This is a genomic window from Amycolatopsis sp. A1MSW2902 (assembly GCF_017312175.1).
GTDB lineage: Bacteria > Actinomycetota > Actinomycetes > Mycobacteriales > Pseudonocardiaceae > Amycolatopsis > Amycolatopsis nivea.
On record NZ_QJPO01000001.1, the window covers coordinates 4,400,101 to 4,412,601 of the forward strand.

The following is a 12,501-nucleotide window of genomic DNA, read 5'->3' on the forward strand; positions in this document are numbered from 1 at the left end:
CTTCACCGGACAGTCGGCGCCGGAACCAGCCCGGACGAGATCGCCCCGTGCAGCCCGCCGTCGACGACCAGCGTGCTGCCGACGATCCAGCGGGCGTCACGGGAGGCCAGAAACACCACGGCCGGGGCGATGTCGGCGGGCGTCGCGTGCCTGCCGACGACGGCGCGGACCCCGTCGAGCATTTCCGTGCCCATCGTCTCGGAAACCTCGGCCAGCATGGGGGTGTCGACCGCACCGGGCAGGACCGCGTTCATCCGCAAGCCGCGCTCGCGCAGGCGCAGCGCTCCCGCCATCGTGTAGACCACGAGCGCTTCCTTGGAAAACGTGTAGGCCAGGCCGTCCGGCCGGTTCGCGGCGTACCACCGGACGCCTTCCCCGACCGACCCGGTGTCCAGCAGCCCGGCGATCGTTTCGCGGCGCTCGGACCAGCCGGACGCCGCGAGCGAGGCGACATTCACGATCGCGCCGCCGGGACGCAGCCGGTCGAGCATGCGCTCGGTGAGATGCCGCGGTCCGAGAAAGTTCACCCGCAGCACCGATTCGTCGGAGCGGTGCGGGGTTCCGGGCACGCCCGCCACGTTGAGCAGCGCGTCGAACTCGCCGTCGAGGGAAGCCAGCGCGGCGTCGATGCTCGCCGGGTCGGCGAGGTCGGTCTCGACTGTCCGTACTCGTTCGGAGCATGGAGCCCGGTCGAGCGCGACGACCGAGGCGCCTCCGGCGAGCAGGCGCGCCGCGACCTCCCGGCCGACGCCTGAAGCCGCCCCCGTCACCACGCACCTGAATCCGTTCACGTCCACGGTCGTCCCCTGTCGATAGTCCTGTCCGGCGGCAAAAACCCGGTCAGCCGCGCCGGGTCGCGGTCACGATCTGGTAGTGCGGAGACCCCGGGTGCTCGACGGCGACCTCGGCGAATCCGGCGTCGGCCGCGAATGCGCCGATCGTCTCGTCCGAGTAGCAGTGCATCCGGCGGGCCAACACGGCAGGCACCAGGCTCGGCGGCGGGTCGGCCGACACGGTGTGCAGCACCAAGCGGCCCGAAGGCTGCAACACCCGGTGGAACTCCGCGAACGCAGCGACTGGATCAGCCACGAAGAAGAACATGTTCATCGAGACCACGGCGGTGAACTCCGCGGAGCCGAAGGGCAGCGACTCGGCGGAGCCGCGGACAATGCGACAGCGACCGTGCTCGACCGCGCGCTGATTGGCTTTCTCCGCTGCAACGACCATGTCCGGGCTGTGGTCGATCGCCGCCGCGCCTGCCACCGTTTCGAGCGCGTGCCGCAGGAATGCGCCGCCGCCGCAGCCGACCTCCAGCACCTGGTCGTCCGGTCGGAACCGGGCGGCGTCCAGCACCTCGAGGAAGATGGCCTGATGTGCTTCCGCGCGGCGGTACCACCGGCGGGCGAAGCCGCCGCGCGGCTTGCGGAACGCACGGTCGACCAGGGACTCGGTCAACCGGCGCCGCACGCCGACGACTGCGCCCGCCGCGACGAGGCCGACGACCGCGCACACCGTCGTCCGGCGGCCACGCGGCCCAGTCCTGAATTCGTGATCGGAGCGGGACATGATTCCTCCAGTGGAATATCGACGGACAGCGGGCTTCCGGCCGGGTTCACCGCAACCGGACACGCAGCTCCTCCAGTCCGTGCATGGCCATGCTGGCACGCCAGCGCAGGCTCTCGGGCGCAGCGGCCAGCTCGACGTCGGCGAACCGGGACAGCAGCCGGCCGAAGGCGATCTCCCCCTCGAGCCGCGCCAACGGCGCGCCGACGCAGTAGTGGAGACCGTGGCCGAACGCCAAGTGCCCGCCGCTGCGCCGGGTGATGTCGAGACGGTCGGCATCCGAAAAGCGCTCCCCGGCCCGGTTCGCGCCCAGCCACGAGATCATCACGAATTCCCCGGCCGGGATCGTCACTCCGCCCAGCTCGACGTCGGCGGTCGCGTACCGGGGCGAGGAGAGGTTGTTCGGGGTGTCGAAGCGCAGCAGTTCCTCCACCGCCGCGGCCAGCAGCTCCGGCTTCGCGCGCAACAGGTCCAGCTGCGCGGGGTTCCGCACCAACGCGAGCGTCCCGCTGCTGATCAGGTTGGCGGTCGTCTCGAAACCGCCCATGAGCAACACGACGGAAGTGGAGACGATGTCGCGTCGCGACAGGTCTTCGGCGGACGCCAGCTTGCTGATCAGGTCGTCCTCGGGCGCGGCCCGCTTGTCTTCGATCAGGCCGCCCAGATAGTCCGCGATCTCTGCCGAGGCGGCACCGACGGCGAACGGATCCGGACCGGAGGCCAGGGTATCCGACCAGGCGACGAACTGTTCGCGGTCGGCGTAGGGAATGCCGAGCAGTTCCGCGATGATCCGGACCGGCAGGGGTTGCGCGTAGCCGGTGATCAGGTCGAACGCGCCGTCCTCCGCCGTCTCCTGGGCCAGCACCGCGGCGTCGAGGAGTTCGTCGGCGGTCGCCTCGATCCGCGGGCGCAGCCGGGCCACCGAGCGCGAGGTGAACGAGAGCGCGACCGATTTGCGGATCCGGGTGTGGTCGGGGGGATCGAGGTTGAGCAGGCTGTTGCCCACCTCCGGGGAGAACGGGCTGTCGACGCCGGGGGGCAGCATCATGCGCTCCATCCGATCGTAGACCCGGTGGCTGGACAGCCGCGGATCCGTCGCTGCCCGCCGGGCCTGCTCGTAGCCGGTGACCAGCCAGACCGGCAGGCCGCCGGGCAAGAACACGTGCCGCACGGGGGACGCCGCCCGCAGTTCCGCGGCGACGGCGTGGGCGTCCTGGACGAAACGCTCGTCGAGCACCAGCGGCTTGGCACTTTCAGACACGGAATCTCCTCGCTTCGCGGTGCCCGGCATCAAGCGACCCGCAGTTCAGGCCGGTAGAGGTCGATCCAGTGGTAGAGGTCCAGCAGCCGCTCCATCCCGTTCCGGGCAGGCACGGCCAGCTGCTCGACCGGGGCGCTCGTCGCGGCGGCGGCCCACTGGCGGTCGATTACGGAGAACACGGCGTGCTCGCGTTCGGCGACGACCTCCGCGGCCTGGCGCTGCAGGGTGCGCACATAGCCAGTGTCCTGAGTGGAGGGATAGTGGCTCTTGCGCCGCTCCAGCACCGAGGTCGGCAGCAACGGCGCGACCGCGGCGCGCAGAAGGCTCTTCTCGTGGCCGTCCGCGGTCTTCACCGACCACGGGGCGTTGTGGACGTATTCGACCAGATGATGGTCGGCGAACGGAACGCGCACTTCCAGTCCCACCGCCATGGACAACCGGTCCTTGCGGTCGAGCATCGCCCGGACCAGCCGGGTCAGGTGCAAGTGGCTAGCCGTGCGCAACGAACGCTCGGCGGCGTCTTCGCCGTCGCGGTGCTCCACTCCTGCCACCGCCGTGACGTACTCGTCCGCGATGAACCCCGCGACATCCATCGCCTCGCGCAACTCCGGCCGCAACAGCCCGGTGCGGTCGGTGGTATACGTGTTCTGCGCGGCGAGCCACGGAAACGTGCCGGAGTCGCGCAGCGCCGGATGATGGAACCAGGCGTAGCCGCCGAAAACCTCGTCCGCCGCTTCGCCCGAGAGGGCGACTGTCGCCTCCTGGCGGATCCTCGAGAACAAAAGGTAGAGCGAGGTGTCTATGTCCCCAAGCCCGGCCGGGAAGTCGCGGGCGGCGACCACCGCACGACGCACTTCCGGGTCGAGCAACCGCGAAGTGTCAACGAGGACGTTGTGGTGCTGTGAACCGACATGCGCAGCGACGTCGCGAACGAACGGCGCGTCCGGGGTGCCCCGGAGTTCGTCGGCGGCAAAGTCCTCCTCGTGCCCGAAATCGACCGAGAACGACCGGACCTTTTCGCCGTCGTCGGCGAGCGCCGCATGGGCCAGGCCGGTCAACGCGCTGGAATCGAGCCCGCCGGAAAGCAGAACACACTGCGGGACGTCGGCGACGACCTGACGAGCGGCGATGTCCCCGAGCAGGGCCCGCACCCGTTCGACGGTCTCGGCCGGGCTGTCGCGGTGTTCGGCGGACGACAGCCGCCAGTAGGTCCGTTCGCGGACCCCGTCCGCGGTGATCGTCAGGACCGTGCCCGGCTCCACCTCGGTCACGTCGCGCCAGAGCACCCAGCCCGACGTTTTGGTGAACGCGACCAGCTCGCGCAGCCCGGCGGTGTCGACGACCCGGGGAACAGCCGGGTGGGCGAGCACGGCTTTGGCCTCGGAGCCGAACACGGCGCCGTCGCGCGTGCGGTGCCAGAACAGGGGCTTGATCCCCAACCGGTCGCGGACCAGCACCAGGCGGTTGTCGCGGCCGTCCCACACCGCGAAGGCGAACATCCCGTCCAAGCGCTCGGCGAGCGCCTCGCCCCACTGCAGGTAGGCCCGGAGCACGACCTCGGTGTCGCTGCGGGTGGCGAACCGGTGCCCGCGGCGGACCAGTTCCTCGCGCAACGCGACGAAGTTGTAGACCTCGCCGGAATAGACCAGGACGACCTCGCCCGCCGGAGTGGCGGCGGTCATCGGCTGTTTCCCGCCCGGCGGGTCGATGACGGCGAGGCGACGGTGGCCGAGACCGACGTGGGTGTCGAACCAGGTGCCGCCCTCGTCGGGACCGCGCAACGCCATCGTGGCCGTCATCTCTTCGACGATGTCTCGGCGGCGCGTCACGTCCTCTTCGAACGCGACCCAGCCGGTGATACCGCACATGGACTTACCTCCCGGAAACGGTGGTGGCGAACAGGTATTGGCCAGCCGGTGCGAGGGAACGCGCCAGCGCGGAGCCGGGTTCGGGCGCCAACGCGGGCGCGGCGAACCCGGCGGCTTCGAGGAGCCTCGCCCAGCCGGGCAGGTCAGGAAAAAGCCGGTCGGCGGCCAGCCGTCCGTCGCCGCTGCCAGCGCCCGCACGGCCGGGAGCGGGCGAGAGCAGCAGGGACATCGACGTCAGCACGGCGGGCGGCTCCCCGACCGATTCGGTGAACAGCAGAACTCCGCCCGGGCCGAGAGCGGCGCGCAAGGCACGCAGGGTCCAGGGCAGATCGACGGCGTTGTGCAGCACATGCCCGGCGACGAGCACATCCACCGAACCCGCGGGCACGCCTTGTGCGGGCAGATCGCGGTCGAGGTCGACGAGATCGGCCCGCAACCCCCGCCTGCCCCGGTAACGGACGAGCGCATCCTGGGTGAACACAGCGGAAAGGTCGCTGACCCGGTAGTCGACGGCATGGCCGTCGACTCGGTCGTCTACCGCCGCGAGGACAGCGTCGGTGGTCAGACCGGCGCCCGCGCCGACCTCCAGGACGTGCAGCGGTGTCCGACGACCATCAGCCAGCCCGGCGACAGTGTCCGCCAGCGCTCTGTTGAGGGCTCGGGTGACCAGCCCGCTCTGGTAGGCGGCGAGCGCCTCCAGCACGTCACCCTCGCCGAACAGCAACCGGTGCAGAGAGATCTCGTCTCGGAGCAGAGCGGGCAGCACGGCGAGCGCCGCGCGGTGGAACTGGGCCATCCGCGGACGGAAACCGAGCTGGGCATAGGCATGCTCCAGCGCGGCATCCTCCTCGCGCGGGTCCACCGGCTGTCGCTCCGGTGGCGAGGCAAGAGCCACGCGCCACCGGCGAAGCAAAGGTTCGTGGCGCGGCGCAGCCCCGTCGAAGCGGCCCTCGGGCCCGAGCACCCGGCGCATCGCGCGCAGCCCGATCGCGTCCAGCACCGCCGACGCCCCGGCCACCTCGCCGGCCCCTGCCGCCGGCTCCAGCCCGGCAAGGACGACCGCGGTCACAGCGCACCTTCTTCGACGAACGCGAACTCGACCGGGCCGGCGGTCTCGAACGGCTCGGCGGTCGTCCACAGCGTCGCGCCGATCAAGGACGGCAACCGGTCGAGCACCCACGCCGGATCGAGGGTCTCCCCCGCCCGCCACGCACCGGTGGCGACGGACCCGTTCAGCACCGCCAACCCGGCAAGCGCCGCTACTGCCCCGGTCACCTCGGCGGCGCGGCCGGCCCGCAGCACCGCGCCGTGCTGCCGGAAGCCGTCCGGCCCCGTGCACGGAACACCGCCGAGACGGACGAACAGGGTCACCGAGGGCTCCCGCCCGGCGAGGTCGAGCGCACTGGCGTTTTCCAGCAGCGCAGCGCCTTCCGCGGCCGTCAAGCCGCCCACCCGGTCGAAGGCAGCGCTGACGTGTTCTCCGAGCACCGCGACATACCAGTCGCCGCGGGCCACCCCCAGGGCCGCTGCGGTCCGCTGGCCTTCGGCGTCGAGGTGGGGGCGCAGTTCGGCGGGCCTCGACAGCCCGAGCAGGTGCACGTCGGTGCGGCGGGTCAGGGCCCGGCGACGCGGCCCGTGGCGCCATGCGGCAGACGAGACGCTGTGGCCCGCCGAAGCGGCGTACAGGTAGTCGCGAGCGGCGAGGGAGGACAGCCGGTCGAGGACCGCCAGACAGGACCAGAGCGTCTCGACACGGGCGAACTCGCGGGCGAGCCACCGGGGAAGCAACGCGGTGAGTCCCGGCTCCAGCCCCGCGGCGGTGACGACGACCCGCGGCGAAGGCACCGGGCCCAACGCGGCGGGGTCGGCGTCGGACGCGGTCACCAGGTCGGCTCCCGCCTCGCGGGCCGCCGCGGCGATCCGGTGCCCGGCTCCGGGGTCCGCATCGGTGCTCGCGGCATCGACGACGACGTTCGCGCCGGCGACGAAGGCGGCCAGCGACACCGCGTCCCGGTGATCGACCGGCCAGCCCGTTGCCTCCGGACCGAAGGCACGGGCCGCCGCCGCGGCGCGGGAACCGTCCCGTCCGCCGAGGCGCACGTCCCGGACCCCCGTCCGCCACAGCGCCCGCGCCGCCGCGCCGCCCACGTCGCCGTAGCCGCCGAGCACCGCGACCGTTCCGGCCGGGGGGCTCACTCCCGCTCTCCGCGCAGCGGCCGGGCGAGGTGCTCGGCGACGATGTCCACCTGCGGCGGCTCGATCACCGTCAGGTGATTGCCGGGCACATCGTGCACGGCGAGCTGCCCGAAACAGGTCTCCTCCCAGTACGGAACCACGAGATCGGTGATCCCCTGCGCGCTGAGCCCGAACGACTGGTGCTCGGTGGCCCGCAGGAACGTCATGTCGCCGAAGTAAGGAGCGGGGCGGCCCATCGCCGCGAGCGTGCTGTGCCGGCACACCCGGAACAGCGCCGGCACCAGCTCCGGGCCGACCGGCAGCCCGGAGTTCGCCGCCGCCGCTTCGGCGTATCCCGCCAGCCTGGCGGGCTGCCCGAGCGCCGTGCGCGAACGGGCGGCCTCGGCGACCGCGGCGAGTCCGGGACCGGCTTCGTCGTCGAGCGCGGCCAGCGCCCCGGACGGCACCGCACCGCCGTGCCGGGCGCGGACGGTGTCCATCGCCCGGTAGACGTCCTCCGCGGGCACGTCCGGCCCGAAGACCGCGGCGGCCGGATCGAGGCCGAGGTTCGGCACGAACACCGATTCGAGCAGCAGTTCCTCGTCGCTGGGAACCAGCATCGGGACGCTGTCGACCAGAGTGAGGTTCGCCGGCGGCACCCCGCGTTCAGAGAGGTGCCGGGCGACCTCGGTAGCCAGCAGCCCGCCGAGGCAGTAGCCGATGAGCTGCACCCGGGTGTGCCCGGCGGACAGCAGCGCCTCGGCGTAGTCGCGGGCGGCGACGTCGAGCAATTCGCCCGGCTCCACCGCGCAGTAGCGCTCGGCGTCGCGTACCGCGATCCCGACGACCGGGCCCAGCCGTTGCGCGGCAAGGGTTTCGCCGATCCCGCGGAAGTAGTCCATGGTGCCCAGCGCGGCGTGCAGCAGCACGCGGGTCGGCCCGTCGGCACCGCCGCCGAAGGGCACGAACAACGCGTTCGACTCGTCCGGCGCCACCATCGCGGCCGCCGGTACCGCGTCCGCCGGGCCGCCGGACGGAAGCGCCCCGGCCCCGATCAGCTCGGCGAGCGCGGCGACTGTCGGCCGGTTGAGCATCGCGCGCAGCAGGACGTCGTAGGAGATTTCGGCCGCTTCATCGATCTCGGTGCGCAACCTGCCCGCGACGCGCGCCATCACCAGCGAGTCGGCACCGCGTTCGACGAGACTCTCCTCCGGTCGCAGGGCGGCCAGCCCCAGCGCGTCCGTCCACACCCCGGTCAGCCTGCGGACCAGATCGGACGATCCGGCCGGACCGTCTCCGCCGCCCTGGCCGGCCGCCGGATCGCCGCGCAGCGGACCGAGCCGCCACGTCGCGAGCGCTTTCCGGTCGATCTTGCCGTTCGCGGTCACCGGGAGCGCGTCGGCGATCTGCAGCTGGGCCGGCACCATCGCCGGCGGCAGCTGAGCGGCGGCGAATTCGGCGAGATGTCCCGGCCGCAGCGCGGCGCGGTCGGGCTTGGCCCGCCCGACGAGCATCCGCAGGCCCTGCGCGGCAAGCGGGTGCCCGTCGTCGGGAAGACCGGCCGCCACCTCGATCCCGGCCGCCTCGAGCAGCTCCCGCCACTGCGCGGCCGACCGGAACGGGGTGTCTCCGTCCACCTGGTCGCCGCCGACCGGGGGCAGCATGAACCCTTGGGACAGCAGGATGTGGGGTTCGTCGCGCATCGGCTCGGTGAGCACGAGCCACCCGCCGGGCACCAGCAGTCCGGCCACGGCTTCGACCGCGCGGGCGGCGTCCGCGGTGCTGGAAAGCACGCCGGCGCACACCACGATGTCGGCCTCGCTGGGAGCCAAGCCCTGGGGACGCGGATCAGCGTCGACGTCGAACAGGCCGAACCGTGTCCCGGGGTGGTTCCCGACGCGGTCCCGGGCGTCGGGCAGGAACAGCGCGCTCGAGTCAGTGACGAGATAGTCCGCGGGCAGCTCGCCGAGCGCGGCCACGACCGGCTCGGTCAGCGAGCAGGTGCCCGCGCCGATCTCCAGCAGCCGCGGCGCCTCGGCACCGGGACGGGCCCGGACGAGCGCGGCCACCGCCGCCGCCCCGGCGGCGTTGACATAGCGCTCGGCGATGTCGTCGCGATAGACCGCCCGCGCGAGTTCCAGGCCGCCCTCCGGGAACAGCAGCGCGAACGGATCCTGCTCCCCGTCGAGCAGCTCGTCCATCCGCTCGACGTGGGCGGTGAGGTAGTCGACCCAGGCGTCGGAGCACATCCCGGCCGCTACTCCCTCGCGGACCCGCTGCCACCGCGCGCGGACCTCGTCTTCGGTCGCCGGAGCACTGCCGAGCCGGTAACGCTCCCCCGCCGGATCGCGGTGCAGCAGACCATGGTCGACGAGGACGTCAAGCCAGCGGCGGACCAGCCATTCGTGACGCGCAGCAGGCGCGACAGCGCGCACGATCGCGGCGGCGGTGGGCTCCTCGTCACCGGAAAAAGCACCGCGGCCGGCCAACGCGTGCAACATCGTCGCGGTCGCCGCGTCGGCGACCGCCCGGGCGTGCGCGGCGGCGTCCGCGGCGGCGATTTCGCCCAGAGCGCGCTCCCCGGCCCGCGCGGCGGCTGCGGCCAAGCCGTCGGTCAGCTCCGCAGCGGGCCGCCCGCGAACGAGAGTGACCGCCGCGAGCAAGCTGCGCTCGGCACGGTCCCCGCAGACCACCGCGGCGGCCGCGGCCACCTCGGGATGGGAAAGCAGCGCCGACTCGACCTCGCCGAGTTCGATCCGGTGACCGCGGATCTTGACCTGCCCGTCCTCGCGTCCGCCGAATTCGATCTCTCCGCCGGGCAGGTACCGGCCGAGATCCCCGGTCCGGTAGAGCCGCTGCCCGTCGACGGGGTGGTGCACGAAGCGCGCGGCGGTGAGTTCGGCGTCGCCGAGGTAGCCCTGCGCCAGCCCGGCACCGGTGATGCAGAGCTCGCCGGTGACCCACACCGGGCGGTCGGCCATCACCGGGTCGGCGGTGTCGAGCACGCGGAAGCCCTGGTTGGCCAGCGGCTTGCCGTACGGGATCGACGTCCGCTCCGGATCGACGTCGGCGATGCGGTGCACGATCGACCAGATGGCGGCCTCGGTGGCCCCGCCGAGGCCGAGAATTTCCAGCTCGGGAACGAACGCGCGCACGCGACCGGGCAGCGTCACCGGGATCCAGTCGCCGGAGACCAGCGCGACGCGCAGCGGAAGCGCTTCCGGCGCTGCCTCTGATTCCAGGTGGGTGACCAGCATCTCCAGCTGTGCCGGAACCGAATTCCACACGGTCACGCCGTGCTCCTGCACCGCGGCACGCCAGTGCGACGGATCCGCGCGCCGCGCGGGATCGGAGAGCACGAGGGCGGCGCCGGCGGCCAAGGTCCCGAAGACGTCCTGCACCGACAAGTCGAAGCTCAGCTCCGCGAGCCCGAACACCCGGTCGGCGGCAGTGAGCCGGATGCGGGCGAGCACATCGTCGACGGTGTTGCGGGCCGCCCGGTGGCTCATCATCACGCCCTTGGGCGCCCCGGTCGACCCGGAGGTGTAGATGACGTAGGCGAGCGCGTCGGCGTCGACCGCCAGGTCGGGCAGCGGCGCAGCCCCCAAGGTGTCGACGGCCAGCACCGGCACATCGCCGGCCGCTTCGCGAACCTCCGCCGCCAGCCACGACTGCGTCAGCACCGCCACCGCACCGCTGTCGGAGAGCATCCGGGCCTGCCGGGCGGCGGGCTGGGCGATGTCGACCGGCACATAAGCCCCGCCGGCGGCGAGAATGCCAAGCACGGCCACGACTTGCTCGACGCCCTTTTCCATGACGACGGCGACCCGGCTCCCCGGGGCCAGTTCGCCCAAAGCCGCCGCTACGCCGCCCGCCCCGGCGGCAACCTCGCCGTAGCTCGTGGCACCACGAGCGTCGACAACGCACGGCGCGTCCGGGACCGCGGCGGCCCGCGCCAGCACCGGACCGTGCAAAGTCCCGTCCGGGACCGGGGTGGGCCGTCCGAAGGTGTCGCCCGCGTCCCGCCGTTCCGCGGCCTGCCACGGCGGCAAGCGCGGCGGTGCGGTGTCCGTCCACGCCTCGTCGTGCTCCGCGAGACTGGTCAGCAGTTCCTCGTACGCGGCGAGCATGTCGGGCACCATTCCGGCCGGGAACACGCCCTCGCGGACGTCCCAGTCGATCTCGAGTTCGTCGCCGTCGTCGCTGACCTGGCAGTCGAGGAGCACCTGCGGGGTCTGGGTCAGCCCCCGTCCGAACCGGCGGCCGAGGCTGCGATCGGGCATGCTGCCGGGTCCGACGCCGATCCCGCTGGTGAACACCACCGGCATCCGGGCGGCTTCCCGGCCGCGGCGGCGCGACAGCTCCCGCAGCACCTCGATGCCCGAGCAGGTGCCGTGATCGAGGTCTTCCAGCACCCGCCCGTGCAGTTCGGCCGCCCGCGACGCGAACGGGCGTCCGCCGCGGGCCGGCACCTCGACGAGGGTCACCGAGGTGAAGTCGCCGACGACCCGGGCCGATGCCGGCTCGCGGGCCGACACGGTCAGGTCGAGGGTGAACCGGTCGTGGCGGCTCCACTGCGCCACCACCGTGGCGTACGCGCACAACAGCACTGCCGAATCGGTCAGCCCGCGGGCCTGGGTCCGCTGTCTCAGCGCCGACCAGCGCTGCGCGTCGAGCCGGACGCGGTGCCGGCCGAACCGAGCCGGCCCTTCGCCCGCCCGGGGCGCCAGCGGCAGTTCGGGTCCCGGCGGCAGCGAAGCGAGCCGGTCCCACCAGTACGCACGATCGCGCCGGTAACGCGCGCCGTCGCGGATCCGGCGCTGGGCGAGCACGTGGTCGCGGAAGGTCCGCTCCGCCGCCGGGGGCAGCGCGACGTCGGCGACCGGGCCCGGGGCGGCGAGCAGGAGGTCCGTTTCGTCGAGCAGCACCGCGGCGCTGCCCCAGTCGCAGACCAGAGAGTCGAGCGAAAGGTGCACGATCGCTTCGCCCGGGGTCAAGGTGACGCGCAGCTCGAACAGCGGCCACTGGGCCGGATCCGGCATGCGGTGGTCCATCGCCGCACGGACGTCTTTCAGATGCTCTTGCATGGCGTTCGCCTCTGCCGAGCGCAGATTCGCGACCGCCACGCGGTAGGGCTCGACCTCCGGGAGAATCCGCTGCGACGCGTCGGGCCGCACCACCGCGCGGAGCATCGCATGCCGTCCGATGAGCCGGTTCCACGCTTGCTCGAGCCGGCCGGGATCGAGCTCGGGGTAGTGCAGTTCCTGGTACCCGCAGCAGGCGACGCCTCCGTAGCCGAAGGAATCGTCCCGCCCGAGCAAGTAGGCGGTCTGCACGTCGGTCAGGGGAAACGGCTCGCTGTCTGCCGCGGCGTCGCGGGCCGGAAGGCGAGGCTGCTCGGGGACGGGCTCGTCGGCGAGCACCCGCAGTACTTCGTCGCGCTGGGCGCGCAGGGCGGCCCGGTGCTCTTCGGTGAGCAGCCCTCTCGGCGCGCGGAACCGGATCCGCCCGTCGGCGGACCAGAGCACGATCCCGAGCGCCCGCAGCTGTTCGACCAGCGCGCGGGCACCGTCAGGACGGGCGGTGGATGAGGTCGTGGATGAGGTCATTGCGCTCCTCGGCGATCGAAAGCTG

Annotated in this window: 7 protein-coding genes; all 7 read right to left on the reverse strand. The window is 72.6% G+C overall.

Going from position 1 to position 12,501, the window contains the following annotated elements:
* Nucleotides 1-2 precede the first annotated feature (2 nt).
* From DMP23_RS20170 to DMP23_RS20200, 7 genes are read right to left on the reverse strand one after another with little or no spacing between them, the layout of a single operon-like run.
* Complete coding sequence (locus DMP23_RS20170; protein ID WP_337822100.1) at nucleotides 3-791, reverse strand: coniferyl-alcohol dehydrogenase; 789 nt, start codon at nucleotides 789-791, stop codon at nucleotides 3-5.
* 49 nt (nucleotides 792-840) lie between these two features.
* A complete protein-coding gene (locus DMP23_RS20175) occupies nucleotides 841-1,566 on the reverse strand; it encodes a class I SAM-dependent methyltransferase (RefSeq protein ID WP_337822101.1) in 726 nt (241 codons plus the stop codon).
* Between the two features lie 46 nt (nucleotides 1,567-1,612).
* Complete coding sequence (locus DMP23_RS20180; RefSeq protein ID WP_337822102.1) at nucleotides 1,613-2,824, reverse strand: cytochrome P450 family protein; 1,212 nt, start codon at nucleotides 2,822-2,824, stop codon at nucleotides 1,613-1,615.
* A gap of 29 nt (nucleotides 2,825-2,853) precedes the next feature.
* Nucleotides 2,854-4,692 (reverse strand): asparagine synthase (glutamine-hydrolyzing), encoded by a 1,839-nt coding sequence (gene asnB, locus DMP23_RS20185; protein WP_337822103.1) that lies wholly within the window; start codon nucleotides 4,690-4,692, stop codon nucleotides 2,854-2,856.
* A 4-nt stretch (nucleotides 4,693-4,696) separates the two neighbouring features.
* Entirely contained in the window at nucleotides 4,697-5,761 is a 1,065-nt protein-coding gene (locus DMP23_RS20190; protein ID WP_337822104.1) for a class I SAM-dependent methyltransferase, read from the reverse strand.
* Nucleotides 5,758-6,888, reverse strand: coding sequence for a saccharopine dehydrogenase NADP-binding domain-containing protein (locus DMP23_RS20195; RefSeq protein ID WP_337822105.1), 1,131 nt, complete (start codon nucleotides 6,886-6,888; stop codon nucleotides 5,758-5,760). Before DMP23_RS20195 ends, DMP23_RS20190 begins: the two co-directional genes overlap by 4 nt.
* Entirely contained in the window at nucleotides 6,885-12,476 is a 5,592-nt protein-coding gene (locus tag DMP23_RS20200) for an amino acid adenylation domain-containing protein (RefSeq protein ID WP_337822106.1), read from the reverse strand. The genes DMP23_RS20195 and DMP23_RS20200 overlap by 4 nt, the downstream gene beginning before the upstream one ends.
* Nucleotides 12,477-12,501 lie beyond the last annotated feature (25 nt).

What these genes read in the sequence shown, in the direction of transcription:
- DMP23_RS20175 (WP_337822101.1), bottom strand. Translation starts at nt 1,566, where the DNA reads ATGTCCCGCTCCGATCACGAATTCAGGACTGGGCCGCGTGGCCGCCGG.
- asnB (WP_337822103.1), bottom strand. Translation starts at nt 4,692, where the DNA reads ATGTGCGGTATCACCGGCTGGGTCGCGTTCGAAGAGGACGTGACGCGC.
- DMP23_RS20200 (WP_337822106.1), bottom strand. Translation starts at nt 12,476, where the DNA reads ATGACCTCATCCACGACCTCATCCACCGCCCGTCCTGACGGTGCCCGC.